Raw genomic sequence first — 25,550 nt, 5'->3', positions numbered from 1 at the left:
GAGCCAATGCATCTTCATACTATATGAACAGGAGGAAAAATCATGACTAAATTTATTTTCACCCTGCTGTTCTCATGCTGCCTGTCTTTCATTATGTCAGCTTGGGTTACCTACATAAACATTGGTTTAACCAGTGACTTTATAGCCCGATGGATGCAGGCCTTTATCAATGCCTGGCCAGCCGCTTTTAGCACAGCCTATTTGCTTAGCAACTGCGTTATGAAGCTAACCCATCTTTTAATCAATCACTTCGCTAAAGGAAAACACTAAGATGCTAAATCTGATCGCGTTAATCACCCCAAAACCTGAACATTACGATACCTGTAAACAAAAAATCATTGACGTTTTAGAGCTGACCAGAGCAGAACAAGGCTGCCTCCGATTTGAATTCTATGAAGCGAAAGCTAGCCAACAGTTAGTCTTGGTTGAGATTTGGAAGAGCCAACAAGCGTTGGATGAACATTACGCCCAGGACTACATCCTACCTATCTTTGATTTTTACCAAGACGCCTTAGAAAAAGAACCTGAGATTCATAAGTTAAGTGAGCTTAGTGCCTAAAAACTCCCCCTAACACCAAAGGCACCTTGAAAAGCTTGATATCTCTAGGTTTGAAAGGTGCCTGTCTTATCTAAACTTTCTCGTCACGGCTCATTCATTTCTTGTTCAAGCAAGCTATTAGCCACTCGCTAAACACTTTAATTCGCGGGTCATAATTTGGATTATCGAGCGTCACGAGCGCGTAATGATAACCTGTGGGAACTATCCCCAACGGGGCGATTAAGCGCTGATTTATCAAATCGTCTGCGACCAAAGGCGTTGAGCCGATGGCTAGACCCAGCTTATCTTGAGCAGCTTGCAAGGCGTAAAAAAAGTGATCGAAGTGCAATTCATTTTTAGGAACGACTTTTTCGTGATCCACCCTTGAGAGCCAATCGTTCCAAGCTTCAGGTCGGGTTCGACTGTGCAACCAGCTGCCTGCACTCAGGTCTTCTTTAACATGGCTAAGCCAATACTCTTGGTTGCATACGGGCCCAGACAGCTCTTCACACAGATGGGTAATATGGTAGTCCTCACTGATGCCGTAATCCGCCCGACGAATAGCCAGATCACAATTTTCGGCCAGTAAATCAATTGGTCCTCCTGCCATTCTAAGATCTATATGAAGGTCAGGAAATTGTTCACGGAAGTCACCTAACCTCGGCATCAGCCAACGCATCGCCAGGCTCGGCTCACAGGAAACCACCAGAAACGGTGAGGCTTTATCGTGTCGATGGATTTCTTCCACCGTTTGACTTAACGCATCTAACGTTTCTGTCGCCGTTTTTAAAAGGCGCTGACCCGCAACATTAAGATAAACCCGACGATTGCGACGAATAAATAGGCTTACGCCAATACGCTCTTCTATTTGAGCAACCGCTCGACTAATTGCCCCATGAGTAATATGCAACTCTTCGGCAGCTCTTGAAAAGCTCTGGTGTCTTGCTGCAGCTTCAAAAGCAGTCAAGGCTCCCAGAGGTGGCAAGCGTCTCTTTCTGTGACTATTACTCACAATATTCACCATTAATAATCGTTTTTATTAATAAATCAAAAAATTCATACTCTTATTATTCACAAATAAGGGTCCCATACCATGCTTAACATTGATCAGTTCGAATTGTATTCCGTTGCCATCATTACCTTATTAGCTGTCATCAGCCCGGGACCAGATTTTGCGATGGTCTCAAAGGTTTCGCTGCTAAAAGGACGAAAAGAAGGTGTTTTGAGTGCCTTAGGCATTAGTGCGGCGATTAGTGTTCACCTCGCCTATACCCTGCTCGGGCTAGGCTTAGTCTTTGCAAACAATATTTGGGTATTAAACACGTTACGGTATTTAGGCGCTATGTATCTAATTTGGTTAGGTGTTTCAGCTCTATGGCCAGATATTAAAAATCTGCTCTCAAAGAGAGAGAACAAAACAAGCAACAGCACAGCAACTTCAGACAGCGATGTGCAGAGCAAAACCTCGTCCTTTTGGGCTGGCTTTTCTTGCAACGCCCTTAACCCGAAAACCATGCTATTTATCGTCTCACTGTTCAGCCAAGTGATCTCAGATACAACACCCATTATCTTAGAACTAGGCTATGGGATTTATATCGCCTGCGCACATTTCGTTTGGTTTTCTCTGGTGGCTTGCTTACTCACCTCGAAAGCCGTTCAGGGGAAAGTGATGATGTTTAAGGTTTGGATAGAACGAATCACAGGAACATTACTCGCCGCATTTGGTATTCGTTTGCTTTGTGAATAACATATTACGCTAAGGCCAAGATAACTCTTGGCCTTAGCGAATATTCAAGCGATGGTTTCAAGCCCTTTTTTTTCGGCAATAGCCAACATTTTCAAGGCCGCTCCTCTAGGGGAGCTATCACCTTGCTCCCATTTTTTTACCAGCTTATCGCTAACATTAAAATATTGGGCAAACACAGGCTGGGATAAATTGTACTTGAGCCTTAAACGTCGAATCTGTTCAGGAGTAAATTCATGAACGGTCGTTAAGCACAAAGCATCAAATTTTCGCATCGTCATTTTGTCTATTGCCCCAGACTTTTTTAAGCCCTTGGCGGTACGATGAACAGATTTTAAAATATCACTCATTGTTTTCACCTACGACTAGCAGCTCACCCTCTAAAACAAGCTGTTTTAAATCAGCTTCGGTGAAATTAAGAAACTCTTTTGCAAGCTCTCCAAGTGCTAATCTCTCTTTTGCATTTATGTTGGCTTTGTCTTTTTTTGCGAATACATATAAGAAGAAATACTTGCTCCCAATAGCAGCCCCTACAATTGTTCTATAGCCACCACTCTTGCCTTTATTTCCTGCTGCAATTCTTTTTTTATAGACATTGCCACCTAAGTCCGCTTCAAAAAGCCCATTAGACATTTCCTCACAGGCGTTCTTAAGATCGACATCCGAAAGACTCTCCTTCTTGGTTAGTGAAGCAAAGTCTTTCGTCTTATAAATCAAAGTATACCCCGACAGGGTAGTATTAGAAACAATCTATTCTCGAAGAACATCCACCCTAATAGTTTCGCCAGCCACATAACTCGTCCCTCACCCTTAAGAAAACCAAAATAAGTATAGGAAAAATTCATCAGAGTGTATGAACACAAATCTGTACAGAAATGGGCTCCTAAACAAGACAGGCACTCTTTGAAGCCAGTTATAATGGGGCTTTCAGTTTTTTAAGACTTCTACTTAGGGAATAAATAAAAAAGGTGATCACCCAAAATATTTACTTTTAGGTGATCGCCTTGTGATCAGGTTATTTCAATAGAGCGAGCCAAGGTATCTGACACATCCAGTTTTTGCTGGCTTAGTTAGTCCTTTTTATACCAAAGCATTGCAGTGGCTAAATCTTCGATTGAAGAACCAACGGCTTTAAACACTGATATGTCATTTTCAGGATCTTTAAAGGCTTTTCGGCCTGCATGTTGGCCACGGCTCAAACTGAAGAAGTCACCAATAATATGGTCTTCTGTCATAGCGCCACTTTTAATTGGGCTGATAAAGTCCCCTGTTTCCGTCAAGGCTGCGGCTTTAAAATCAGCAAAGACTTGTGCTTTTTGCATCAACTCATCATCGACTTCACGCATATAAGGGGTAAAGCTACCGATTAAATCAATGTGTGTTCCCGGAGTAACCCACTCCCCCAGTACCATAGGCTCTTCACTCAATGTCGCACAGCTGACAATATCAGCCCAAGCCACAGCACTTGGTAAATCCTCTTTACTGACCACACTGACTTTAATATTGAGCTCTTTTTGAACCTGCTCCGCTAGGCTTGCTGCGGATTCTTCGTGAATGTTGTAGATTTTGATTTCTTCTAAATCTCTCACGGTTGCCATGGCGGGAATCACTTGGCTAGCCACTTTACCTGCGCCAACCATCAATAGATTTTTTGACTCTGGGCGAGACAAGTATTTAGCCCCCAATGCCGCCGCCGCAGCGGTACGTCTGGCCGTAATCACATTGCCATCAAACTGAGCCAAAGGCAGACCCGTTTTTGCACAGCTAAGAATATAAATGCTATTTAGGCCGGGCAGTCCTTCCTCACCATTGCTCGGGAAAACACTTACTTGCTTCACGCCAAAGTACAGCCCTTCTAACCAAGCTGGCATGAGCAACAAGGTGGCGTCTTTTTTATTAGGCACATTCATATAATGATGATGTCGTATTGGACAATTTATATCTAACTTAAAAGCATCATCCAATGCTGAGATTACCTTTTCATAAGGTAAGCAACCGTCTTCATACTGCACAAAAATATTTTTCACTTGAGGTCCCTTAATGCTATTACAAGCCAATTTTTCCAAGAATATCTTGAAGTAGATAACAACAACTAGTCTAACCAGTAGCATCAAACAGTCTATTGATACCGATAAGTTTCATACCGAAAGGCGACTGTTTGCATTTTCTCTACCAACAAAAGTAAACAAAAACAGAGAAAAATCTTACCTATTTTGTAAAAAAACCATGTTTTCAACAAAAATATCAGGTTTTTTGACAAATTGTGCTCTGCGAAACCCCATACAATCGATACACACCTTATGAAAAACGGTTGGTTAATAAGAATTACTCTCAACCAAAATTCACCAATAGCATTCAACGTTATGGATGAAAGAACCTAAAAAAGTTCGAAGTCCTCAAGCTTCTTTAAAGAAGAAAACAGATAAACCGCCAAACAGCGCTGTGCTGCTCGGCTCATAAATTAAAACAACAAGCTATTCATGGAAGGTCGCATTTTTTCGTAAGGATTCCGATCTGATTTTGGCAAATTATTTAAACGACAAAGCATATAAGGAACGAATATGAAATCCATTAAACGAATTTTATCAACGACTCTCATTGCCTCAGCTGTCATGGCTGCCAGTGCAAACATCAGTGCTGCCGATAAAGAGTGGCGCATGGCAACCCCATGGTCTGGTGGTCCTTGGTTAGAGCGTGATGCACAAGGCTTTGCAGATCATGTAAATTCAATGAGCGACGGTGACTTTGAAATCAAAGTCTTCCCTGGTGGTACATTGGGTAGTGCACTGAAAGTAACGGAAACCGTAAAATCAGGTGTCGCACAAATTAGCCAAAACTACATCAACTATGATTACGGCGTTGACCCAACTGCGGCTTTGCTTGCTGGTCACTCAAGCGGCTTAACTCCCGAAGAGTTCATGTTGTGGATTTATCAAGGTGGTGGCCTTGAATTGTACGAGCAGTTCCGCTTAGAAAAATCCAAAGTGGTTGCCCTACCTTGTTCCGTTTTAGGCACGGAAATTTTCCTTCACTCCAATAAAAAGGTGCAAACCTTCGAGGACTTCCAAGGCCTACGTCTAAGAACCTCTGGAGCTTGGGCGGAAATCGCATCGCGTTTGGGTGCTTCAACAGTCGTAATGGCAGGCAGCGAAATTTACAGTGCTCTTGAGCGTGGCGTAATTGATGCGGCGGAATGGGGAAGCCCTGAGTTGAATAAACCAACAGGCTTCCAAGAAGTGGCTAAATACGTAATGGTGCCAGGCATCCATCAGTCCGGTGGTGTACTAGAGTGCCAGGTAAACAAACGCGAATGGGATAAACTCACTGAGAAACAGCAAAACGTATTACGTAACGCCGCTAAACTGTCTGTATTTGACTCTTGGTTAGCTTCTTCTTATGCCGATCTGGCAGCGTATGAAGAGCTAAAAAGTGGTAAGAATGAAATCGTTAAGCTAGATCCTAGTTTTATTACTAAAGTGCTTGAAGAAACAACCGCGTGGGAAGATGAAAACGCTGCGAAAAACCCTTGGTTTTCCAAAGTGCTTAATTCGCAACGTGCATTCAAAGCCGAAATGACAAATTGGTCAGAATATCGCCTAACAATTGGTGAAGCTGAACTTTAATAAACGATAGAAGAGACGCTTAAGGCGTCTCTTCTGTTTTATTTGACCACTATTTAGAACCGTACTTTCAGGAAAACAATGATTCTTATAAAACTGTTAGAGATGACGACGCGTTTCTTTGGAGCCATTGCCGCCCTATTGATCATTCCGCTTGTCGGCGCATTAATCATAGAAGTCTTCAGCCGCCATGTTTTAGGGTCGCCAACCGCTTGGGCCTTTGAAATTAGCTACATGGTTATGGGAACACTTTTTGTGCTTGGCATGGCGAATGCCCTACGCCTAAAACAACACGTCAGTGTTGATCTCCTTACCATGAAAATGCCAGTTAAGCTCGCCGCAGGTATTCGAGCCATTTTCTACATCATGTTATTGCCCATTCTCATTTGGCTAACATGGGAACTTGCCCATTATTTTTACGAAGCCTACGAAAGCGGCGAAAGGTCTGGAAGATCTGCGTGGAACCCGATTATTTGGCCCATTTATTTCACTTGGTTCTTAGGTTTCTTATTACTTGTTTTGCAACTTATCGCTGAACTCCTTAAAGCCATCATGACCATTTTTAGTAACAAAGAGGATGACTTTGCATGAGTGATTTCCTACCCATTTTAATGTTCCCCGTGCTCATCCTATTTATCTTTCTAGGAGTGCAAATTGCCTTTGCCATGATACTCACCGCCACTATTTTTGGCCTAATGATGTTCGGTGATGTCACAGCTTATCAGCTATTAACCAAAATTGAAGAAACGGCTTCGAATTCTATACTCGCCGCTGTACCGCTATTCATCTTTATGGGTGCCATGCTAGAAAAATCCGGCATAGCAGAGCGACTGTTTCATGCGATCCACTTATGGACCAAACGCTTGCCTGGTGGCATAGGTGTGGGAACCATTCTATTAGGGGCGATTTTCGCAGCATCCAGTGGTGTGGTGGGGGCTACCGAAGCCGTAATAGGTTTGCTGACCATACCTATTATGCTTAAGCACCAATACGACAAACGCCTATTGTCTGGACTCATTTGTGCCAGCGGCTCTTTGGGAACAGCGATTCCGCCATCTATAACCGTGATTGTGCTAGGCCCTGTTGCCGGTATTTCAGTTGGCCAATTATTCAACGGTCTATTACTTCCAGGCCTGTTAATGGCAGCCCTATTTGTCATCTATGTGATCGCCTTGGCTTATTTCAAACCTGAGCTTGCACCCAGAGAACAAGATGAAGTGGGTGTTCCATTAGCGGAAAGATTGAAAGTTACCGCAACGGCTATCTTACCCGCCGCCGCATTGATCTTTACCGTACTGGGCACAATATTACTGGGTATTGCAACACCAACAGAAGCCTCTGCTTGCGGTGCGCTTGGTGCCGTACTGTTATCGCTTTGTTATAAAAGCTGTAGCGTTAAAGTTCTTTGGGACTCGATGTTGCGTACCGTTAATATCACCGCGATGATCTTATTGATCGTCATGGCTGGTGGCATGTTTGCAGGTATTTTCTTTGCAACAGGCGGTATGCAAACCGTTCAGTCCTTGCTAACTGGATCGGGTTTTAGTCCCTACACAGTACTGGCGTTGATCTTGTTTATTGCCTTTATTGCAGGCTTCTTATTAGACATGATGTCGGTTGTGCTTATTGTCATTCCTGTGGCTATACCAATTGTGCGTTTGCTAGGGTTTGATGACATCTGGTTCTGTGTTGCCTTCTTAGTGGTACTGCAAACTAGCTACTTAACACCACCTTTAGCACCATCGATTTTCTACCTAAGAGCAATTTCGCCCGCCAGTATTACGTTAAAACACATGTACGCTGGGGTGATCCCCTTCATCATCATTCAATTGATTGTTTTGTTCGTCATTTTGATCTTTCCAGAAACGGCTCTATGGTTACCAAGAGTCCTTGGTGGACCAAGCTGGTAGACCCTAAACACAACTCAGCAGAAGCCATTCTGTTGAGTTGTGTAATCGATAACAATTCCTATTGACTTAACCTAAAAAATATAAGAATGTGTAAAGATTGACAAAATTTTTAGGTTCGAAATGCATGTAAAAAGTGTTGTATTAGCTAATGAAAGTGATCAACATAATCACAACCACCACCAATTAATTATCGCCGAAAGAGGACATGCCTTATTCGAAATTGATGGTAAAGGGGGTGTGGTTGACAATCTTCATGGCTGTATTGCCCCTGCCAGTGAAACACACTATTTCGAAGGAATTGGTGAAAATAGTCACATAGTAATTGATATACCGAGCCTACCGATTCACAGCCGACTAGAAACACTTTTTGAACGCCCCCATTATTTCTCTGCTGACGATAGTTTGAAGATGTTGATCTCCTATCTATCAAGGGAGTCCAATACTTTTGAGTTATTTCCAGAAGCCGGTCAAGGCTGCACGCTCAGCTTAGTAGCGTCTCTGCATTCACGAATTTTAGGGGATACTCGCCAATATAAGGATCGTAAAAAGCTCGATGTGGACTCTATTTCACGCTTTATCGACGAGCATATTGATCAGAAACTTTCCATTGCCCAGCTTGCTGAAATGTACCATGTCAGCCCAGGGCATTTTAGTGAACTGTTCACTAAAGCAGCATCTGTTACACCCTACCAGTTCATTTTAAGAAAACGCCTAGAAAAAGCTTACGACTTGATTCTCACCACAAACAAGCCTTTATCCATTGTGGCGGAAGAAGCAGGATTCAGTAACCAAAGCGCCATGACCAACCTATTCCAGCGCCATTATGGGCACACTCCGAGACACCTTCGTAGTTACTAGGCCTCTACACAACGCTGATGAATGCCGTTGTCACCAAACAGTCTCCCTCCCCTCCAACTTATCTATTTTAAAATATATATATTAATTCGCATGTTTTAACATGAATGTCACAAAGCCCCAGTAGTGTTTGATTATCATTAACTCTGGAGCAACACCATGAAAGCGATATACCCAGCACTACTTGTCTCGTTATGTTCTGTGAGCGCTGCTCATGCTGCATTCACACTAGATAGCCGCTACGTTGATCAAGATAAAGATTTGATTGCCGACATCCCAACAGACAAGTCTAAATTAATCGACCCAAGCACGCTTATCTTTGCTTACACACCTGTTGAAGATCCTGCTGTGTATGCAGATGTTTGGTCCGAGTTCCTTGAACACATGGAAGGCGTTACTGGTAAAAAAGTACGTTTCTTCCCTGTTCAATCTAACGCTGCGCAAATTGAAGCTATGCGTGCAGGCCGTCTTCACATTGCTGGCTTTAACACAGGCTCTAACCCATTAGCAGTTGCTTGTGCAGGTTATCGTCCATTTACTATGATGGCAGCAGCAGACGGATCATTCGGTTACGAGATGGAAATCATCACTTACCCGAACTCTGGCATCAACTCTCCACAAGACATTAAAGGCAGCAAAATGGCCTTTACGTCACAAACGTCTAACTCTGGTTTCAAAGCCCCTTCTGCGATTTTGAAAGCTGATTTTGATTTGATCCCTGAGCGTGACTTCGAGCCATTGTTCTCTGGTAAGCATGACAACTCTATTCTAGGTGTCGCCAATAAAGACTACCCAGCAGCGGCCGTTGCCAACTCTGTTTTGAACCGTATGATCGACCGTGACGTTGTGAAAGCTTCACAAATTCACTCCATCTATAAATCTCAAACCTTCCCAACTACCAGCTATGGTGTGGCACATAACCTAACACCTGAGCTACAAGCGAAAATTAAAGAAGCCTTTTTCTCTTACCAATGGGCGGGCACTAAGCTTCAGGAAGAATTCGCTAAAGAAGGCCAATTCTTGCCAATTACCTTTAAAGAACATTGGAGTGTGATTCGTAAGATTGATGAAGCCAATGGCGTATCATACAACTGCCGATAGGATCATCTTGTGCTTACTATTCAACATCTAAAGAAGCGATATAAAACAGGTCCTTGGGTTTTAAAGGATATTAGCTTCGAGGTTCCAGATGGTGAAATTGTTGGACTTATCGGCCCCAGTGGGGCCGGTAAATCCACATTAATCCGTTGTGTAAACCGCCTTATTGATCCGAGCGAAGGCCAAATCACCTTGGACGACGTCCAATTGAGCCATCTATCGGCCAGCAAAATCCGCGAACAGCGTCGTCATATCGGTATGATCTTCCAAGAATATGCCTTAGTAGAACGCCTTAGTGTGATGGAAAATGTCCTGTCTGGACGACTAGGTTACTTGCCTTTCTGGCGCACGTTTTTGCGTAAATACCCAGAGCAAGACATCAACAATGCCTTTGAATATCTAGACCGTGTGGGCTTAATTGACCATGCAAATAAACGTGCTGATGAATTATCAGGCGGACAACGCCAGCGTGTTGGTATTGCCAGAGCCCTAGCGCAAGATCCACATTTACTCTTGGTAGATGAACCGACGGCCAGTTTGGACCCGAAGAACTCTCGACAAATCATGCGCCTTATTCGGTCTATTTGTCGCGAAAAGTCCCTATCTGCCATTATCAACATACATGATGTTCCTCTAGCAATGCAGTTTGTCGACCGTATTATTGGTTTGCAAGGTGGCGCTATCGTCTTTGATGATAAGCCAGAAAATCTCACCGAAGACGTACTTACACGTATTTACGGTGATGAAGACTGGACGACAGTAAAACAGGACGAAGAAGAACTGGAAGACAGTGAGGAGATTACCTAATGCGCACTTGGCAAAAGCCTCATTACCTTGTGCCGAATAAGCGTGTTCGCATCGCGCTTTGGGTATTTTTTGCCCTCTACTTAATCGTTGGCATCGGCAGCATAGAAGTAAATTGGCTGCGAGTTTATGAAGGTTTAGAACGTGGCGGACGCTTCATTGAAGGCTTTTTAAACCCTGATTTCACCCGACGAGCTACGGATATTTATGCGGGCATTCTTGAAAGTTTAACCATGACAGTCACCTCCACCGTAGTTGGTATTTTGCTGTCGATTCCGTTTGGCATGGGCGCTGCTCGTAATATCTCCCCAAGACCGATTTACCTATTTTGTCGCTCATTCATTGCCGTCTCTCGGTCGATGCAAGAAGTCATTGTAGCGATCTTCCTTGTGGCACTGTTTGGCTTTGGAGCCTTTGCAGGCTTCCTAACCCTAACCTACGCGACCATTGGTTTCCTAGGCAAATTACTCGCCGAAGAAATCGAAGAGATCGACCGTAAACAGCTGGAAGCCGTAACATCAACAGGCGCTACTTGGCTGCAACGTATGCATGTTGCCATCTGGCCACAAGTCATGCCGCGTATGATTGGTCTGTCCTTCTATCGCTTTGATATCAACTTCCGCGAGTCGGCTGTGATCGGCATTGTCGGCGCCGGTGGCATTGGCGCCACACTGAACACCTCAATAGATAGATATGAATATGATTCCGCAGGGGCCATTCTTATATTAATTATTCTTATTGTATTGGCCTGTGAATACCTTTCTGGATGGATAAGAAAATGGGTGAGTTAGAACAAAAATTGGTATGGAATAGCCATACCAAACGCAAAGCTTGGATAGTTTGGAGCGGCTGGTTTTTTACCATATTGCTCACTCTATACTGCTGGGTCGTGATGACAGAGGACACCATTTGGTTTTTTGTTTCCGATGCCCCAACCCAAGCGGCGGACTTGATTAACCGCATGTTCCCACCCAACTGGCTGTACATCAATAAATTGTACCAAGCCCTTTGGGACACACTGAACATAGCAACCTTAGGCACGCTACTAGGCGTTATTATGGCGTTTCCGATTGCCTTTTTGGCCGCACGAAACACCACACCCTCGACGACCTTTGTGCGTCCTATCGCCTTGCTAATTATCGCCTCTTCTCGCTCCATCAACTCCCTGATTTGGGCGTTGCTCTTGGTGACCATATTAGGGCCGGGGATTTTAGCGGGCATTATCGCCATTGCCTTACGCTCTATCGGTTTTGTCGCCAAGCTCTTGTATGAAAGCATTGAGGAGATCAACAGCACCAGCGTGGAAGCTATTGAATCCACCGGCGCTTCACGTTTCCAAACCATTAACTATGCCATTATCCCGCAGATTCTTCCGGCGTTTTTAGGCATCACAATTTTTCGCTGGGACATCAACATTCGTGAATCCACTATACTTGGATTGGTCGGTGCAGGCGGAATTGGCTTGTTCCTATCTTCATCACTGAATGTACTGGCATGGCCTCAGGTAACACTCATCATCCTTGTTATCCTGCTGACCGTGGTGGTTTCTGAGTTCATCTCAGCAAAAGTGAGAAGCTTGTTAATCTAGCCTCCCATAGGAAAGCAAAAGCCAGCCTGCCCGATGAAAGGCAGACTGGCGAATTGCATACATTACACCGTAACGAACAATTGCAAAATTGGAATCCCCCCCATTAACCCTTCTTGATAGCCTTTAAGTTCACCCCGCGCCAAAAGTCTGTGAGTAGTTGTTCCTTTTCATCTGCACTGTAAGCATTCTTAACTTTGAGTAGGCTTTTCAATAGTAACGGCTCAGCTCCCTCAATCTCTCGTAGTTGATTTAACGTTTTCAAATGAGTGTTTGGATGTTGTAGCAGCATATTAAGATCATAACCTAATAAAAAAGCACCAAGTCGGTCTGGATTATAGCCAAGGCTTTCTACAGGTATAAACTCTTCATACAAACGATCAAGTTCAACAGATGAATACTCAAACACTATTTTTATAAAATCAGCGGCATCCTTGTTGGTTTCGTTCATACGCTCTTGCCAAGCGAGTAATTTCAGCAAGACTAAACCCGCCAATGAAGAAACGTTAAGATGGCTAGATTTTCCTATATCAATTAACACTGCATGATCAAAAGCTTCTTGAAATCCAGACACCGACATTGTGATGGCATGTTCTGGTGGCCATTGGATGTCGCCAGCTTGGTTCGCTATTAAACCAAACGGAATTATATCTATCGGTAGCCCGCTTGCTTCATGCATGAGTCGATGAGATATTGTGGTTTCCTTTAAGCCCGCTGCTAACAAGGCATTTCTTACAGCATCAAAGCTTTCCCAATCCTCTACCCAAATGGCCGTATCTATATCATAAGTTTTCCGTCCTGGCTCTCTGCCAAAAACATGAAACAGCAGCAAGTCACGAGCTGTGGCTCCAGTAATAAAGTAGGAAATACCAAGCCTTGCAGTCTCGTTCATTATAATGTCTATGATAGGATCGAAGGCTGGGTTAAGGGGGTGTACCAGTGAATAAATATTTTTCATAAATCATCCTTGCGACTTCCATATTGCGGCTATCCTTGCTCGCTTCTAATTCTGCTACCGCTAATAAAGCTTGGCTTTTACTTGACCACTTAAGCTTAGCCCCCCAAAAGGCAGACACCAACCATAAATTACCATCATAGTTGGGAAGACACTTCAACTGAGCTAGCTTTTTCTGCAGTGGCAAGCGGGTATAAAGCTGTAGCTCCTGTGGATGAAGATACTGCGTTAGCTGCTCCGCGGCCGCTTCACCACTCCAAAAATCTTGCCCTTCCTTCACCTCTATACCTTGCCAGTTAACACCACACTCTAGCCTTACCCCTTCTAATTTCGGACGAATAGATATGTAATAGACATCAATCCAAAGGTTCAGCATACGCTTCTCATCAAGAATTCTTCGGGTTTTACCAAGACTGATTAAAAACTCAGATTCCAACAAACTTAAGGCTTTACTCACCATTCCAAGAGAGACATTCGCATGTTCCGATATTTCTCTATAAGAGCAATTTAAAAGACTAGGCTGAGACAGTAAGGCAAATAAAACTTTTGCCGCACCTTCACCAATCCTTACAGGTTTGGTTTCTTTAGCATAGGCTTCTTTTGTGCTCGCTATACTAGGTTCAACCCAGAGATGTAAACCTTGCTGGGTAATTTTGATGTTACCCGCCGTATCGATAAAATTAAGCTTATTTGAAACACACAATTCGGCCAAAAAAGGTGTGAGCCGATTACAGATCAACAAGGTGTTTGAAGCAGTATGCGCCAGTAAAGGCTCTAAGCTTTCCTTACGGTGGATGTTTTTAATTGCTAGATAAAAATAATAGGTTTCAGAGCCAACTTTCAAGCACAGCTCTCCATCTGCAAAGCTCTGCCGCCCTTCATTAGCCACCTCTACAAACTCAGCTTTAATGTGAGAAGGGAGTAACGCCAATGCATTAGTTGCCAAACTTAGTTGCTTATTCATGGGAAACACCTCCCTATAAATTATATCGTTCACACTACCATATTGTTCATGATTCATGAACATATAATAACTATGAACAACCTACTTTTGAGCAAGCATCGTAAACTTATTTATTTAAGCACATTAAAAAAGCCAGCCTGCCCGATAAATGGCAGACTGGCTAAAGAGTAAAAAGTGGTTATATGCGACTGACTAGGCGTCGCTTTCGCCGGAGAAATGCGCAAATACTTCCTCTCCCGTCATGTTATGAGTCTCGTTCTTGAACTCATAATAGTCGGGTTTTTCATCAATAAAGATCTGGTGACTGAACTTAAACTCTAGGCTCTCGTCCAGTAACCCTACTGGGAAATGATATTGCTCTGCGGGCGCTAGATAATAAAACAGACTAGTACCGCATTTATTACAAAAGCCGCGCTCCGCCCATTCCGAAGACGCATAGCGTGAGACAAACGACTCGCCGGTGAGGTTTGTCAGCTTACCACTGTCTATTGCCATCATGGGGCTACCGAGCCATTTTCGACACATACTACAATGGCAAACAGCCATTTCAGGCTTAGGGCTAGACAGTTCAATATCGAATGTTACAGAGCCACACAGGCAGCTTGCTTTGGTTTGCATAGTTTATCTCTCCTACACTTTTCGGTACGAATTAACCTCATAAAACACGTAAGGCTAAATATAGTGGAGAGAATAGAACTGAGCGACCCCTTAATAATATTCTAGTTAAGGCTTACTGGCTTTCTTTGGCTTAATCGCTTTATTTGATGCAGTGGCTTTTACAGCACCTGAGGCAGCAAGACTCATTAAGCGCCGAAACCTTGGGCACTCTAAATGACTTGGGGCAGTACAAGCCGCCGCATGCTTAAGCCCATCGCGCATGGCAGTTAACTGCTTAATAGTAGTGTCCAGTTCATCGGCTTTGTTTAGTAACAAGTCACGATCAATACTTGGCTTACCATGTGACCCTAGTATTCCGGCAATTTCTTCCAGCGAGAATCCTGCCGCGCGCCCTAGTGCAATCAGCTCAAGGCGCTCAAAAACATTCGCACCAAAAACTCGGCGTATGCCACGTCGGCCGATTGAATGAATTAAGCCCTTTTCTTCATAAAAACGCAGCGTTGAAGCGGGAACGCCAGATTGTTTGGCCACCTGAGATATTTCCATAACCACTCTTGACTTGAAGTTAACTTGAGGTTGTAACCTAGCACCATATTGAAATTAACACCAGTTATGGAGCAGTCATGAGTAGCATAATTTTTACAATCTTAATCGGCGTTGGCGCCACCCTAGTAATGGACTTATGGTCTTTACTGAGAAAATTTTTCTTCGGCCTTCCTCCAACCAATTGGGGTTTAGTCGGGCGTTGGATCGCCTATATGAAAGCAGGGAAATTTCGTCATAAAACGATAACAGACGCTAAGCCTATTTACGGTGAGCTACTCATTGGATGGTTGGCCCATTATGTCATCGGCATTGGCTATGCCGTGTTACTCATTGCTGTTTGCGGGCAACCTTGGATCAACAAGCCAACACTGGTACCAGCGCTTATACTGGGCATAGTCACGGTTGTCGCGCCCTTCTTTATTTTGCAGCCGAGTATGGGCGCTGGCATTGCTGCTTCACGAACACCCAACCCCAACTCAGCAAGGCTACACAGCCTTATCAATCATGCGGTATTTGGCTTAGGATTATTTCTTTCGGCACTGGCGGTGAAGTTTTTTGGATATTTCTGAGAAGAAAAGCACAGGCTAAGATCGCCAACGCACGGATAACCACCTAAAGGCTTTAGCGAGAACACTTGCTAAAGCCTAGTTACCCATGCTGTTTTGCATCATGGTTGAATAATAAGAATTTAGAGCAATTACCCTGCTCAATCAGCTACTCGCTTACGAGTTAACGCTATGCCTAGAATGATTAACAGCATGGCCCCTAGGCTACGCCATTCAATCACCTCGCCCAACAGAAGCGCGCCAGTAAAATACGCCACCACCGGAATCACATAATTAATGTAGGAGAGAAACGTTGGGCCTGCCGTACCTATCACGGCAAAAAGCAGGATGGTAGCAAGCGCTGTCGGGCCAACCCCTAACCACAACATGGATAAACTGGCTTTTAAAAAATAGCTCTGTTGCCAAGGTAACTCTTGCCACAGCCACAATGGCACAATCACCATGCTGGAAATGATCATCACACCTGCCGCTGTCACCACAGGGTTAAAGGAAGGTAAGCGTCTCGCCAAAATGGCATTTACCGCATAGCTTAACGTGGCAAGTAGAATCAACAAACCGCCCAATAAGTTACTGTGAGCGCCAGCTAGGGACGGCCAAAGCACAATCACCACGCCAGAAATACCGAGCACAAAACCCAAGACTTTAAAGCGATTAAGGCTTTCTCCTAACACAAAGTAATGCGCCAAAATCATGGTCGCTAGTGGCATAAACGCCATTAACAAGCCCGTAATACCTGAGCTAACATCCTTCTGGCCGGTGGAGATTAGAAAAAATGGCAACAAGTTACCCATAATTCCCAGCAGTAAAAATACCCCCCAAGCCAAGGGCTCCTTAGGCAAGCGCCAACCCTTGGCATACATGAAAAGCGTGAGAATAATCGCAGCGATCAAGACTCTAAGTGAAACAATCGCCAAAGGGCTAAAGCTTTGCAGTGAAACCGCGGTGAACATAAAGGATGTTCCCCACAGCAGAATCAATAACAACAAAGAAAACCAGTCCTTTAAAGTGGGCGTGTACTTGTGAGCCATGTTAATAATCCATTAATTTTGAAGGGGCAGGTCCCTTTAACTCAGATAGAGGTTTATAGTTAGCATCGATATTCCCTTTAAGAGATCGTAGCCTTTTAACCGTAACCCATACTAATGCTTTTAACGATGTAAGGCTTTCAAAACATATTCTGGATCTGTATCGACAATTTTCAATAACACCTTAGCGGGTCCAGTCGGTTGGCGTCGACCTTGTTCCCAATTTTCTAAAGTGCGTTTACTGACACCCAATACACTGGCAAAATGATTTTGGCTTAAGCCTGTCTTAGCTCGAATGGCTTTCACTTCAAGATCTGCAAACTCGGTTACTCGTGCAGCTTTATTTTGTATATTAGTATTTCCGCTTTGAATCATCTGGTCTGCTTGTTGAACACTTTCCAATAATTCATTAAAAATCTCGTCATTCATTTAAACCACCTTTCTACTGTTTGTCGTAATGCTTTCTTTTGTTCATCGGTTAAATTTTCTTGAGCATTTTTAGGAAAGATGTACAGCATGTAGACTTGATCTTTCTCTGAGAGCCAATAATAAATTATACGTGCTCCTGCACTTTTGCCTCGCCCTTCTAGATACCAACGAACCTTCCTTAATCCACCACTATTTTTTATGATAACGCCCATATCGGGTCGGTAAACGAGCGCTTCTTGTAACTCTCGATACTCATTGTCACTCATAATATTGGTCATCAGCTTCGTGAAAATTGGCGTCTCTATAATGACCATAAGCCACCCCAATAATACGCCAATGGCGTATAAAGTCGACTAATAATTGTACAAACAAGAGAAGATTTAAATAAAAAGAGGGGCGATAGCGGTAAGCATAGTATCAACATAGGAAATCCTTTTCCTAGAAGTGAGTGGCTTAATAACCATAGTGTCTGCAAATGAAAATGGTCAAGAGCAAGAGTTAAAAGCTACCTTGATTTTTGTTGGAGAAAAGGGGTCAGTAAAATTAAGCATGCACTTCTGTTGTTTTTAGCTGTCTTTCACTAGCTTCTGCCTGCAGGGTTTCTCTTTGAATTATTTAGTTCTACACCGAGCCTTTTGAGTTCATCGTAGACTAATCGCCCAGCTGGGTAATGTGTAATAACTCACCTGCAGGTCCCCACAAGTAAAAAACCTTACCCCAAGGCTCATCTTGAACTGGGGTAATTTTAGTTTTGTGTTCAGAATTAGAGCATAATTCGAATGCCGCGTGGATGTCTGAAACACAGATCTGCAACATGAAATTATTTGCCAGTTCTTCGTTATAGAAGCGCTGAAGAAAGAAACAAGCATTGCCATTTTCAAAGAGTGTCAGGTCGTCTGTTACGAATTGTGGCTTAAAGCCAAGCTCGCTGTAAAATGACTTAGATAGCTCATAATCTTTGCTTGGTACAAATGTTTTTATATTCACTACATCCATGATGCTTTCCCAAACTCACGCCACACTCATTGGTTTTTTATGATGTATGACTTTTTGTTGATAGAGGATGAGAGCTTAACAAAGAACAGCATGCCACGTCCCTATAGCTTTCATCTCCGCATAGCTTTTGCCTACAATCTTTGCCACAGAGGCTATTCCGCAGCCTGTCATTTCTTCCTGAACAACGGGTTTCATTTCTTCCTCTCTTATAGGCTTAAACGTTTAACTTAAGGGGATCTAACCCCTTTCTATCCTTCGAGTCCAGCTCATTTCGAACTGTGCTTTCCCAGTATGCTCGCAGGTGCACTTGCCAATATCGATAAAGCCATGATGATGATAAAACTTATGTGTTTTTTCATTTTCAGCATAAACCGTCAAGGTTAATTCCCTGTACTGATCTTTTACATGATTTAATAACTGAGTGCCGATACCAACAGATTGCGACGCCGGGTCTACGAAAATAGCGGGGATGCTTCCTTCATAATAAGACACAAAACCCAGTACATTTCCTGCGTCTTCATAAACCCAGGATTCACAATTCGGTAAATACATATCACGCATGTTCTTCTTCTGAGAACGCCAGTAGTCTTCAGAAATGAAGTTGTGAGCTTTAATTGATGCCGAACACCAGATAGATACCGCACTATCTAGATCTTCTGGGCGTAATCGTCGAATCATATTTTCTCCAATAATTAATAGAATCGAATAATGGCTAATAGCCTTTTTTGAATCTTCGGGAAATGTTCTGGGTGCTGTTTATTAACTTCCCAAACGCTTTATCTTTAGATCTTTTTTCTGCCAACGAAGCCCCATTGAAAGCCTGCTCTCGCATCAGTTTTTGATAATTGATCAGGCGTCGTTCCGACAGGAGCCCAGATGCAATGGCTTGTTGAATGGCACAGTCAGGTTCAGAATGATGTGTACAACCAGAGAAACGGCATGTATCTGCAAGCTCTTCTATCTCTCGGAAAGTTTCCTTAACCCCTTGCTCACAACTACTGAGCTGGAGTTCTCGCATACCTGGCGTGTCCATAAGAATCCCACCCTGAGGAAGGAGTTTTAGCGCCCTGTGAGTCGTGGTATGCCTTCCTTTACTGTCCTCTTCCCTAATGTCTCCCGTCTGCTGAGACTCATAACCGATTAAGGCGTTTACTAACGTAGACTTTCCTACTCCAGACGATCCTAAAAAGGCCAGTGTACAGCCTTCATAGCAGTAGCCTTCAAGCGGCTTGATATCGTATTGATCCAAGGCATTTATCGTGTAAACGACCAACATTGGATCGAGTTCTTGAACTTGCAAACGCTTGGAATCGAAGTCTTCACATAAATCAGCTTTAGTCAGGATGACCACAGGCTCAACCATCGCCTCTCGTGCAATGGCTAAATACCGCTCTATTCTGTTAAGGCTAAAATCGTGATTTAACGAGCAAACAATCATGACAGTATCAACATTGGCTGCGATCAGTTGTAGTGAGACTTTTGAACCGGACGCCTTACGTTTAAATATCGATTGTCTCTCTAAACTACGGCACAGTCTCAATGCTTCATCGAATAAGACCCAATCACCTACACAGACTTGTGTGTCAACAGTTGGAAGCCTTAAGTTTGATTGACCTTGCGGCGACATGACGACAATACGGTCTCTGTGCTGCGCCACAACTCGGCCAATTGTTAGGCTGTTTAACTCTTCTAGTGTGACTTGTTGCTGAAAGAAAGGCTTCCAGCCAAGCTGTTGAAGGGTAGGAATTGAATTAGTCATCGTGCTGTCTCATTGAATCGTTCAAGTCATAGTAGTTAAGCGAACCTAAACTTGATTGAACATTTCCGACAGATTACGAAGAACTCACTCCGCCATATACATCGATCGTTAAACCACGCTCTTTTTCGTAGCTTTTGGGTGTTAAACCAATTTGTTTCTTCAAGTAGCGAATGAGGTGGGGCTGGTCGCTAAACCCAAACTGGAAGGCGATCTCGACCCAATCAATTTCATCTGAACCACGCTGGTATAGGTACTCCAGCATAGTCTCAAGTTTGTTCATAGACTGGCACTGCTTTAGCGTTAAACCTGTCACCCTATTAAAGCTTCTTTCTAAAGTTCGTTGCGAGCAAAATAGCTGGTTACCCAGTTCAGAAATTGGACCTGAATTCAGCACTTGAAGTGCTTTTCGGGTAATCAGGCTATGTTGATCCTCATGACTATTCAAAGCTAAAGGCAAAAAGAAACTATCTAATGTTTCGCGGCACAAATCAGGGTTGTTTCGCGCCAGTTCAATCAGCGGTTGTTCACCCACAAATAGAGTCGTAAACAATGTATCTAGCTGCACTTCCTCAACGCTATCAAGTATCGGCTGTTGGCCTGAAAAGGGCCTCAGTGAATACAAAGCGCCAGCGTGAAACTTGACCCCCAAATGAACAAAAGGCTTGGAGTGATCCAGTTGAAATGTCTGTTGATGAGGCAATAACCAATGGCTGCCTTTACCATTAGTCGTTCCAAGACTCATATCATAATGATAGCTCTGTTGGCTGGGAGATATGATGAGGTGTGCGGATGGGTCTGGGTTTAATTTCGGGTAATCGAAACTCCTGCCATCAGGTCTTTTTTCAATAAACCAATAACACTCGATGTATTTTGCTACTTCAGATATTTTTGGTGGCTTCAGCCAGTGGATCATAATGCTCTCAAAAATTCTGCGATACAGGCAACCACTGTATACAAGGTTGGTGATGATTTATAAACAAGCCCTTGATTAAGATAAGGGCTTATTCTCGAGCTGTCTATTGGCGATCAAATTCTATCTGAATTATACGGTTTAAAGGTTTTAATCCCGCTCGCTGTATTGCTTTTTGTGCCCCTAGATTGCTGCTTTGTGTTGAGCATATAGCTAGTAAACCACGTTCATTTGCTAAACCCACTAAACCACTTAACACCCGGGTTGCTATGCCTTGGCCGCGTTCTGGCTCGGCGACAATCATACCTAAATCGGCATATTTCGTCTGATGTTCATCAAATAGACGGCATTCACCCGTTGCTAATAATGCACCGTCTTTCCAGTAACCCCAAAGCTCTTCTCGCTTTATGAGATTACCGAAGTACCCAGACAACCATTGTGCAGGGGCACCAATATTTCTCACGGCAAACTCAACAAACTCAGTTAATTGCTCCTCACGAGCCAGCGCTAAATCTAAAGCCGCTGTCGTTTCAGAGTCAAAGGGAGCAACTTGCTGATACATTAGAGCATTGACGTTAAATGAAGATGAGTTATCTAAGCAAAGAGATAAATAACAAGGTTCGGCTGTACTCACAAACGCACCTTTAATAGCGCCAACGACTGAACTATTTTGCTCTGCAATCAAATTAAACAGCTCTCTTCCCTGGGTTTCTGCGGACTCTGACAAATAAAATTGCAACATATAGCCCTCATCGTTAACACAGCAATAGCCAACTAATAAGTCATCCTCATAAAAACCATAATGCGATGACATAGGGACAAAACCAAAGTGCCACATGCCATCAAGTGGTGCTGTCGACTGTTCAAAGTAGCGTTTTTTAAGGTCGCTTAATCCTTCAATATTTTCAATTTTTCTGATCTCTAACATGGCTGGTTTTTCCTGACTTTCGGTGTAGCATTATGATGAAAAAGAAGCGACATCAGAAATGACGTGCTGCTTTATATGCCCGAAATAGTAGGTGACGACAGATAGGAAAGATTGAACAAAAACGACAGTTTTACTTGGGCACTGCAGGAAGTTGATAGAGAAAATGGGGCAAAGTAAAATTAAGCATGCACTTCTATTCTTACTACCTACCTTGTCACAACCTTCTGCCTGTAGCGTATCCGTATCCCTTTGCTTTATTTTACTCCTTTAAGCTAATTTGGGGGGGAGCTTGGAATATGAGGTTAAGCCGTTAATGCCAACCCCATTGGCTTGGGTCACGTGTTTTGGTATTCGCCATAAATGGCGACCTACATTTGGGGGTTCGAGCTAGGAGCATGAGCAAAGCGAACGCCAAGAGCGAGGTCAAACGACTATTCATACAGGTAATGTCGAGCGGTGGCGTTTGCTTTGATCATGTGACTATGGCGCCGATTCAGGTTATAGGCACAGCTCTTCTAGGCGCTTCTTAAAATGCGCGGCGTTTACGGTTAAGCCGTTAATGCCAACCGCATTGGTTTGAGTCATGTGTATTGGTATTCGCCATAAATGGCGACCTACATTTTGAGGTTAAGCCGTTAATGCCAACCCCATTGGTTTGGGTCACGTGTATTGGTATTCGCCATAAATGGCGACCAACATTTGGGGGTGAGTTTGGAATATGAGGTTAAGCCGTTAATGCCAACCGTATTGGCTTGGGCCACGTGTATTGGCTTTCGCCATAAATGGCGACCTACATTTGGGGGTTGAGTGAGGAATATTAGGGTGAGCGTTTAATACCAACCGCATGGGCTTTAGTCACGTGTTTTGGTATTCGCCATGAATGGCGACCTACAATTGGGGTTTAGCTTGGTATATGAGGTTAAGCCGTTAATGCCAAACCCATTGGTTTGAGTCATGTGTATTGGTATTCGCCATAAATGGCGACCAACGATGTAAGGCGTTTGAAAAATGACATTCCGTCGAGGTAGGCGGCAGTTTCGAGGAGGAATGTCATTTTCAAATGTCGTCAATAATGCGAGTGGCTCGGAGGCTGATGTTTACCTTGATCACGGGTTATGGTGTTTTTCAGCTTATAGGTAACGCTCTTCTAGGTGTTTCTTAAAGTGCGCGGCGTTTAGGGTTTCTCCTGTGGCGCGTTTCACTAGCTCATCTGTGGTGTGAAGCGACGCTTGTGACCAGATGTTGTCGCTTAACCATTGGAAGATTGGGCTTAGGTCACCGCTTTGAATAGCGCCTGCTATGTCGACTGTGTTGGTCATGGTGGCTTTGTATTGCGCAGCATACATGGCTCCCAGTGTGTAGCTTGGGAAGTAGCCGAAGGCGCCGTCTGTCCAGTGGATGTCTTGCATACAGCCGTTTTGGTAGTTGCCTTTTGTTGAAAGCCCTAGCGATGCTTGCATTTTTTCATGCCAAAGTTCAGGTACATCTGTGTGTTTGATCACGCCATTTATTAGGTCACGCTCTATCTCATAGCGCAAGATAACATGGGCTGGATAGGTCAGCTCGTCGGCGTCCACACGAATAAAGCCCTTCTCGACCTTGGTGTATATCTGACTAAGGTTTTGCTCGGCAAATACTGGGTCGTTGTGGGCATTAAAGGCTTCTGCCGATAAACGTGATAGGTGGCGAATAAATTCTTTGCTGCGTCCTAGTTGCATCTCGAAAAACAATGATTGGGACTCATGAATGCCCATGGAGCGAGCTTCGCCAACGGGTAAACCAGCAAAGGCTTTTGGTAGCCCTTGCTCGTATCTGGCATGGCCTGTTTCATGCACTATGCCCATGAGTGCCTGCACAAAGTCGCTTTCATCGTAGCGGGTGGTAATGCGCACATCACTCGGCACGCCGCCACAGAATGGGTGCACACTCTGATCAAGACGACCATGGTCAAAGTCGAACTTAAGCAGTTTCATGATTTCCAGCCCTAACGCTTTTTGCGATTCCGCTGGGTAATGCCCAGAAGGCATGATGATGTTTTGGCTGGCTTGTTTCTCTAAGGCTTTTTCGATCAAATCTGGTAGCCAGTTTTTCACCTCACTGAACAATACATTCAACGATTCCGTAGTCGTGCCCGGCTCGAATTTATCCAGCATGGCATCGTAAGCAGTAAGCCCTAAGGCTTCACCACGAATGCTGGCTTCCTCGCGGGACAAGGCCACCACTTCACGCCAGTTTTTCTCAAAGCCCTCCCAATCATTATCTTTGCGTTGGCTGCGCCATGCGTGTTCACACACAGAACCCGCTTTCGATTGGGCCTCTACCAAGTCTTCTGGCACAACGGTGGCCTGCTGCCATTGACGCTTCATTTCACGCAAGCTGGCTTGCTCTTGGGTGCTTAAGCTTTCTTGCTCGGCGTTGGCAAACCACTCGCCCAGTTGTGGCTGGGTGGATAAACGGTGTATATGCACGGACAATTCCGCCATGGCATCAGAGCGGGCTTCATTACCGCCCGCTGGCATGTTGGCAGCAGCGTCCCATCCCAGCATAGATTGGGCGTGGTTAAAGTTATGGATGGTTTGGCTAAGTGCCGTGAGTTTTTGATAGTAAGACATAATATAAGGCTCTAATGGTTCATCAGGCTTTGCAATGCCCCTATTACAACATTGAGCTTGCCTTTAGGCCAAGGGTTTTACCTTCTTTACTTGGCTTTATTGCTTGTTTTAGCAATAAAAAAACCGCTCTGGGTGAGCGGTTGTTTAGACCCAGTTAAGTTTGCCTTAGCCGCCGAACACCACGGTGCGTTTATCGTTCAGAAACACTCGTTTATCCACATGGTATTTCACCGCATTAAACAAGGTGACTCTTTCAATGTCTTGCCCCTTGGCGATCAAGTCTTCAGGAAAGTGAGCATGGTTAACCGTCTGAATGCCTTGGGTGATGATCGGCCCTTCGTCTAGGTCGTTGTTCACATAATGAGCAGTCGCACCGACCATTTTCACCCCCTTCTCCCACGCCTGATGATAAGGTCGCGCGCCTTTAAAGCCCGGCAATAGCGAGTGGTGAATATTAATGGCGCGGCCATCTAGGTATTCACACATACTTGGGGAAAGCACCTGCATGTAGCGGGCTAATACCACCAGCTCACTGTCGTATTTTTCAATCAGTTTGCGCACTTTCGCCTCTTGCTCAAGCTTGGTTTCCGCACTGATCGGCAAGTGGTAGTAAGGAATATCGTGCCACTTAGCAAGAGGTTCCAAATCCGGATGGTTAGAGATAATCACGGTAACGTCTATGTTCAACTGACCGGTACGAAAGCGGTACAGCAAGTCGTTTAAACAGTGGTCGTATTTCGACACCATGATCGCGACTTTAGTACGGTGGTTCGGCGCAGTGAGTTCCCAAGTCATATCAAATTCTGCCGCTCTTGGGGCAAACGCTTGGGCGAAGTCTTGCTCGCTGAAATCCTCTTGGGGTGGAATAAATTCAATGCGAATAAAGAATAAGCCAGAAGCTCTGTCATCAAACGAATGTATTTCGTCTATGTAGTTCCCTGCTTCAGCCATGTAGCGGGTGACCACATCCACCGTACCCACAACACTTGGGCAGCTGGCAGTAAAAATCCAAGGTGCGACTTTTGATTTCATAATCAATCTCTTAACAAATTTTGGCAAAAAAGAAGCGACTGGTCATGGCTGACCAG

At 44.1% G+C, this 25,550-nt stretch carries 30 protein-coding genes; 12 read left to right on the top strand and 18 right to left on the bottom strand.

Going from position 1 to position 25,550, the window contains the following annotated elements; all coding sequences use genetic code 11:
• The first annotated feature begins 42 nt into the window (after positions 1–42).
• Positions 43–270 (top strand): DUF2798 domain-containing protein, encoded by a 228-nt coding sequence (locus ACUM5Y_RS06505; protein WP_445976064.1) that lies wholly within the window; start codon positions 43–45, stop codon positions 268–270.
• Between the two features lies 1 nt (position 271).
• Positions 272–559 carry a putative quinol monooxygenase gene (locus tag ACUM5Y_RS06500; RefSeq protein WP_445976063.1) on the top strand — a complete coding sequence of 96 codons (288 nt, stop codon included), beginning with the start codon at positions 272–274 and terminating at the stop codon, positions 557–559.
• 94 nt (positions 560–653) lie between these two features.
• Here the strand turns inward: ACUM5Y_RS06500 and ACUM5Y_RS06495 are convergent, their stop codons facing one another.
• A complete protein-coding gene (locus ACUM5Y_RS06495) occupies positions 654–1,550 on the bottom strand; it encodes a LysR substrate-binding domain-containing protein (RefSeq protein ID WP_445976062.1) in 897 nt (298 codons plus the stop codon).
• Positions 1,551–1,631: 81 nt separating this feature from the next.
• On the opposite strand from ACUM5Y_RS06495, the gene ACUM5Y_RS06490 reads away from it, so the two are divergent.
• Complete coding sequence (locus ACUM5Y_RS06490; protein ID WP_445976061.1) at positions 1,632–2,285, top strand: LysE family translocator; 654 nt, start codon at positions 1,632–1,634, stop codon at positions 2,283–2,285.
• Between the two features lie 44 nt (positions 2,286–2,329).
• On the opposite strand, the gene ACUM5Y_RS06485 is transcribed toward ACUM5Y_RS06490, so the two are convergent.
• From ACUM5Y_RS06485 to lhpI, 3 genes are all read right to left on the bottom strand, one after another.
• The gene (locus ACUM5Y_RS06485) at positions 2,330–2,632 is read right to left on the bottom strand and encodes a helix-turn-helix domain-containing protein (RefSeq protein ID WP_445976060.1); all 303 of its coding nucleotides are present in this window, start codon (positions 2,630–2,632) and stop codon (positions 2,330–2,332) included.
• A complete protein-coding gene (locus ACUM5Y_RS06480; protein WP_445976059.1) occupies positions 2,625–2,999 on the bottom strand; it encodes a type II toxin-antitoxin system RelE/ParE family toxin in 375 nt (124 codons plus the stop codon). The genes ACUM5Y_RS06485 and ACUM5Y_RS06480 overlap by 8 nt, the downstream gene beginning before the upstream one ends.
• A gap of 353 nt (positions 3,000–3,352) precedes the next feature.
• Positions 3,353–4,309, bottom strand: a complete 957-nt coding sequence (lhpI, locus tag ACUM5Y_RS06475) for a bifunctional Delta(1)-pyrroline-2-carboxylate/Delta(1)-piperideine-2-carboxylate reductase (RefSeq protein ID WP_445976058.1) — start codon at positions 4,307–4,309, stop codon at positions 3,353–3,355.
• A gap of 534 nt (positions 4,310–4,843) precedes the next feature.
• Here lhpI and dctP point away from each other — a divergent pair.
• The 8 genes from dctP to phnE (ACUM5Y_RS06435) all read left to right on the top strand — a co-directional run bounded on the left by dctP (position 4,844) and on the right by phnE (ACUM5Y_RS06435) (position 12,157).
• On the top strand, positions 4,844–5,905 hold the full coding sequence (gene dctP / locus ACUM5Y_RS06470) for a TRAP transporter substrate-binding protein DctP (protein WP_445976057.1): 1,062 nt from the start codon (positions 4,844–4,846) through the stop codon (positions 5,903–5,905).
• Positions 5,906–5,983: 78 nt separating this feature from the next.
• On the top strand, positions 5,984–6,493 hold the full coding sequence (locus ACUM5Y_RS06465) for a TRAP transporter small permease subunit (protein WP_445976056.1): 510 nt from the start codon (positions 5,984–5,986) through the stop codon (positions 6,491–6,493).
• Positions 6,490–7,812, top strand: a complete 1,323-nt coding sequence (locus ACUM5Y_RS06460) for a TRAP transporter large permease (protein ID WP_445976055.1) — start codon at positions 6,490–6,492, stop codon at positions 7,810–7,812. The genes ACUM5Y_RS06465 and ACUM5Y_RS06460 overlap by 4 nt, the downstream gene beginning before the upstream one ends.
• Positions 7,813–7,932: 120 nt before the next feature.
• Positions 7,933–8,670: a helix-turn-helix domain-containing protein gene (locus ACUM5Y_RS06455; protein WP_445976054.1), complete on the top strand. Its 738-nt coding sequence runs from the start codon at positions 7,933–7,935 to the stop codon at positions 8,668–8,670.
• Positions 8,671–8,826: 156 nt separating this feature from the next.
• Complete coding sequence (gene phnD, locus ACUM5Y_RS06450) at positions 8,827–9,768, top strand: phosphate/phosphite/phosphonate ABC transporter substrate-binding protein (RefSeq protein WP_445976053.1); 942 nt, start codon at positions 8,827–8,829, stop codon at positions 9,766–9,768.
• A 9-nt stretch (positions 9,769–9,777) separates the two neighbouring features.
• Positions 9,778–10,572, top strand: coding sequence for a phosphonate ABC transporter ATP-binding protein (gene phnC / locus ACUM5Y_RS06445; RefSeq protein WP_445976052.1), 795 nt, complete (start codon positions 9,778–9,780; stop codon positions 10,570–10,572).
• A complete protein-coding gene (gene phnE / locus ACUM5Y_RS06440) occupies positions 10,572–11,360 on the top strand; it encodes a phosphonate ABC transporter, permease protein PhnE (RefSeq protein ID WP_445976051.1) in 789 nt (262 codons plus the stop codon). Before phnC ends, phnE (ACUM5Y_RS06440) begins: the two co-directional genes overlap by 1 nt.
• Positions 11,348–12,157, top strand: coding sequence for a phosphonate ABC transporter, permease protein PhnE (gene phnE / locus ACUM5Y_RS06435; protein ID WP_445976050.1), 810 nt, complete (start codon positions 11,348–11,350; stop codon positions 12,155–12,157). The genes phnE (ACUM5Y_RS06440) and phnE (ACUM5Y_RS06435) overlap by 13 nt, the downstream gene beginning before the upstream one ends.
• A 103-nt stretch (positions 12,158–12,260) precedes the next feature.
• Here the strand turns inward: phnE (ACUM5Y_RS06435) and ACUM5Y_RS06430 are convergent, their stop codons facing one another.
• The 4 genes from ACUM5Y_RS06430 to ACUM5Y_RS06415 form a co-directional block, all read right to left on the bottom strand.
• On the bottom strand, positions 12,261–13,112 hold the full coding sequence (locus tag ACUM5Y_RS06430; RefSeq protein WP_445976049.1) for a hypothetical protein: 852 nt from the start codon (positions 13,110–13,112) through the stop codon (positions 12,261–12,263).
• Positions 13,078–14,073, bottom strand: coding sequence for a type IV toxin-antitoxin system AbiEi family antitoxin (locus ACUM5Y_RS06425; protein ID WP_445976048.1), 996 nt, complete (start codon positions 14,071–14,073; stop codon positions 13,078–13,080). Before ACUM5Y_RS06425 ends, ACUM5Y_RS06430 begins: the two co-directional genes overlap by 35 nt.
• 192 nt (positions 14,074–14,265) lie before the next feature.
• Positions 14,266–14,691, bottom strand: coding sequence for a GFA family protein (locus tag ACUM5Y_RS06420; protein ID WP_445976047.1), 426 nt, complete (start codon positions 14,689–14,691; stop codon positions 14,266–14,268).
• A 105-nt stretch (positions 14,692–14,796) separates the two neighbouring features.
• Entirely contained in the window at positions 14,797–15,237 is a 441-nt protein-coding gene (locus ACUM5Y_RS06415) for a helix-turn-helix domain-containing protein (protein WP_445976046.1), read from the bottom strand.
• A gap of 77 nt (positions 15,238–15,314) precedes the next feature.
• Between ACUM5Y_RS06415 and ACUM5Y_RS06410 the strand changes: the two genes are divergently transcribed.
• Positions 15,315–15,806: a DUF2938 domain-containing protein gene (locus ACUM5Y_RS06410; RefSeq protein ID WP_445976045.1), complete on the top strand. Its 492-nt coding sequence runs from the start codon at positions 15,315–15,317 to the stop codon at positions 15,804–15,806.
• A 137-nt stretch (positions 15,807–15,943) separates the two neighbouring features.
• On the opposite strand, the gene ACUM5Y_RS06405 is transcribed toward ACUM5Y_RS06410, so the two are convergent.
• The 10 genes from ACUM5Y_RS06405 to purU form a co-directional block, all read right to left on the bottom strand.
• The gene (locus tag ACUM5Y_RS06405) at positions 15,944–16,831 is read right to left on the bottom strand and encodes a DMT family transporter (RefSeq protein WP_445976044.1); all 888 of its coding nucleotides are present in this window, start codon (positions 16,829–16,831) and stop codon (positions 15,944–15,946) included.
• Positions 16,832–16,951: 120 nt separating this feature from the next.
• On the bottom strand, positions 16,952–17,257 hold the full coding sequence (gene nadS / locus ACUM5Y_RS06400; RefSeq protein WP_445976043.1) for a NadS family protein: 306 nt from the start codon (positions 17,255–17,257) through the stop codon (positions 16,952–16,954).
• The gene (locus ACUM5Y_RS06395) at positions 17,254–17,571 is read right to left on the bottom strand and encodes a type II toxin-antitoxin system RelE/ParE family toxin (RefSeq protein ID WP_445976042.1); all 318 of its coding nucleotides are present in this window, start codon (positions 17,569–17,571) and stop codon (positions 17,254–17,256) included. Before ACUM5Y_RS06395 ends, nadS begins: the two co-directional genes overlap by 4 nt.
• 337 nt (positions 17,572–17,908) lie before the next feature.
• Entirely contained in the window at positions 17,909–18,253 is a 345-nt protein-coding gene (locus tag ACUM5Y_RS06390; protein ID WP_445976041.1) for a VOC family protein, read from the bottom strand.
• Between the two features lie 237 nt (positions 18,254–18,490).
• The gene (locus ACUM5Y_RS06385; RefSeq protein ID WP_445976040.1) at positions 18,491–18,931 is read right to left on the bottom strand and encodes an N-acetyltransferase; all 441 of its coding nucleotides are present in this window, start codon (positions 18,929–18,931) and stop codon (positions 18,491–18,493) included.
• A 34-nt stretch (positions 18,932–18,965) separates the two neighbouring features.
• Positions 18,966–20,012: a ribosome small subunit-dependent GTPase A gene (gene rsgA / locus ACUM5Y_RS06380; RefSeq protein ID WP_445976039.1), complete on the bottom strand. Its 1,047-nt coding sequence runs from the start codon at positions 20,010–20,012 to the stop codon at positions 18,966–18,968.
• Positions 20,013–20,085: 73 nt separating this feature from the next.
• On the bottom strand, positions 20,086–20,925 hold the full coding sequence (locus ACUM5Y_RS06375; protein ID WP_445976038.1) for a helix-turn-helix domain-containing protein: 840 nt from the start codon (positions 20,923–20,925) through the stop codon (positions 20,086–20,088).
• Positions 20,926–21,028: 103 nt separating this feature from the next.
• On the bottom strand, positions 21,029–21,850 hold the full coding sequence (locus ACUM5Y_RS06370) for a GNAT family N-acetyltransferase (RefSeq protein ID WP_445976037.1): 822 nt from the start codon (positions 21,848–21,850) through the stop codon (positions 21,029–21,031).
• 1,130 nt (positions 21,851–22,980) lie between these two features.
• Positions 22,981–24,462 carry a carboxypeptidase M32 gene (locus tag ACUM5Y_RS06365; protein ID WP_445976036.1) on the bottom strand — a complete coding sequence of 494 codons (1,482 nt, stop codon included), beginning with the start codon at positions 24,460–24,462 and terminating at the stop codon, positions 22,981–22,983.
• A gap of 165 nt (positions 24,463–24,627) precedes the next feature.
• On the bottom strand, positions 24,628–25,494 hold the full coding sequence (gene purU, locus ACUM5Y_RS06360) for a formyltetrahydrofolate deformylase (RefSeq protein ID WP_445976035.1): 867 nt from the start codon (positions 25,492–25,494) through the stop codon (positions 24,628–24,630).
• Positions 25,495–25,550: the final 56 nt, after the last annotated feature.

This window comes from Marinomonas dokdonensis (genome assembly GCF_052747885.1).
Note: the sequence above shows the minus strand (reverse complement) of the source record. Positions and strands in the feature narration are given on the sequence as shown.

Bases quoted from the DNA above. Each gene is read 5' to 3' on its own strand.
- ACUM5Y_RS06505 (WP_445976064.1), top strand. From the start codon at position 43: ATGACTAAATTTATTTTCACCCTGCTGTTCTCATGCTGCCTGTCTTTC.
- ACUM5Y_RS06500 (WP_445976063.1), top strand. From the start codon at position 272: ATGCTAAATCTGATCGCGTTAATCACCCCAAAACCTGAACATTACGAT.
- ACUM5Y_RS06490 (WP_445976061.1), top strand. From the start codon at position 1,632: ATGCTTAACATTGATCAGTTCGAATTGTATTCCGTTGCCATCATTACC.
- ACUM5Y_RS06485 (WP_445976060.1), bottom strand. From the start codon at position 2,632: ATGAGTGATATTTTAAAATCTGTTCATCGTACCGCCAAGGGCTTAAAA.
- dctP (WP_445976057.1), top strand. From the start codon at position 4,844: ATGAAATCCATTAAACGAATTTTATCAACGACTCTCATTGCCTCAGCT.
- ACUM5Y_RS06465 (WP_445976056.1), top strand. From the start codon at position 5,984: ATGATTCTTATAAAACTGTTAGAGATGACGACGCGTTTCTTTGGAGCC.
- ACUM5Y_RS06460 (WP_445976055.1), top strand. From the start codon at position 6,490: ATGAGTGATTTCCTACCCATTTTAATGTTCCCCGTGCTCATCCTATTT.
- ACUM5Y_RS06455 (WP_445976054.1), top strand. From the start codon at position 7,933: ATGCATGTAAAAAGTGTTGTATTAGCTAATGAAAGTGATCAACATAAT.
- phnD (WP_445976053.1), top strand. From the start codon at position 8,827: ATGAAAGCGATATACCCAGCACTACTTGTCTCGTTATGTTCTGTGAGC.
- phnE (WP_445976051.1), top strand. From the start codon at position 10,572: ATGCGCACTTGGCAAAAGCCTCATTACCTTGTGCCGAATAAGCGTGTT.
- phnE (WP_445976050.1), top strand. From the start codon at position 11,348: ATGGGTGAGTTAGAACAAAAATTGGTATGGAATAGCCATACCAAACGC.
- ACUM5Y_RS06430 (WP_445976049.1), bottom strand. From the start codon at position 13,112: ATGAAAAATATTTATTCACTGGTACACCCCCTTAACCCAGCCTTCGAT.
- ACUM5Y_RS06425 (WP_445976048.1), bottom strand. From the start codon at position 14,073: ATGAATAAGCAACTAAGTTTGGCAACTAATGCATTGGCGTTACTCCCT.
- ACUM5Y_RS06420 (WP_445976047.1), bottom strand. From the start codon at position 14,691: ATGCAAACCAAAGCAAGCTGCCTGTGTGGCTCTGTAACATTCGATATT.
- ACUM5Y_RS06415 (WP_445976046.1), bottom strand. From the start codon at position 15,237: ATGGAAATATCTCAGGTGGCCAAACAATCTGGCGTTCCCGCTTCAACG.
- ACUM5Y_RS06410 (WP_445976045.1), top strand. From the start codon at position 15,315: ATGAGTAGCATAATTTTTACAATCTTAATCGGCGTTGGCGCCACCCTA.
- ACUM5Y_RS06405 (WP_445976044.1), bottom strand. From the start codon at position 16,831: ATGGCTCACAAGTACACGCCCACTTTAAAGGACTGGTTTTCTTTGTTG.
- nadS (WP_445976043.1), bottom strand. From the start codon at position 17,257: ATGAATGACGAGATTTTTAATGAATTATTGGAAAGTGTTCAACAAGCA.
- ACUM5Y_RS06395 (WP_445976042.1), bottom strand. From the start codon at position 17,571: ATGGTCATTATAGAGACGCCAATTTTCACGAAGCTGATGACCAATATT.
- ACUM5Y_RS06390 (WP_445976041.1), bottom strand. From the start codon at position 18,253: ATGGATGTAGTGAATATAAAAACATTTGTACCAAGCAAAGATTATGAG.
- ACUM5Y_RS06385 (WP_445976040.1), bottom strand. From the start codon at position 18,931: ATGATTCGACGATTACGCCCAGAAGATCTAGATAGTGCGGTATCTATC.
- rsgA (WP_445976039.1), bottom strand. From the start codon at position 20,012: ATGACTAATTCAATTCCTACCCTTCAACAGCTTGGCTGGAAGCCTTTC.
- ACUM5Y_RS06375 (WP_445976038.1), bottom strand. From the start codon at position 20,925: ATGATCCACTGGCTGAAGCCACCAAAAATATCTGAAGTAGCAAAATAC.
- ACUM5Y_RS06370 (WP_445976037.1), bottom strand. From the start codon at position 21,850: ATGTTAGAGATCAGAAAAATTGAAAATATTGAAGGATTAAGCGACCTT.
- ACUM5Y_RS06365 (WP_445976036.1), bottom strand. From the start codon at position 24,462: ATGTCTTACTATCAAAAACTCACGGCACTTAGCCAAACCATCCATAAC.
- purU (WP_445976035.1), bottom strand. From the start codon at position 25,494: ATGAAATCAAAAGTCGCACCTTGGATTTTTACTGCCAGCTGCCCAAGT.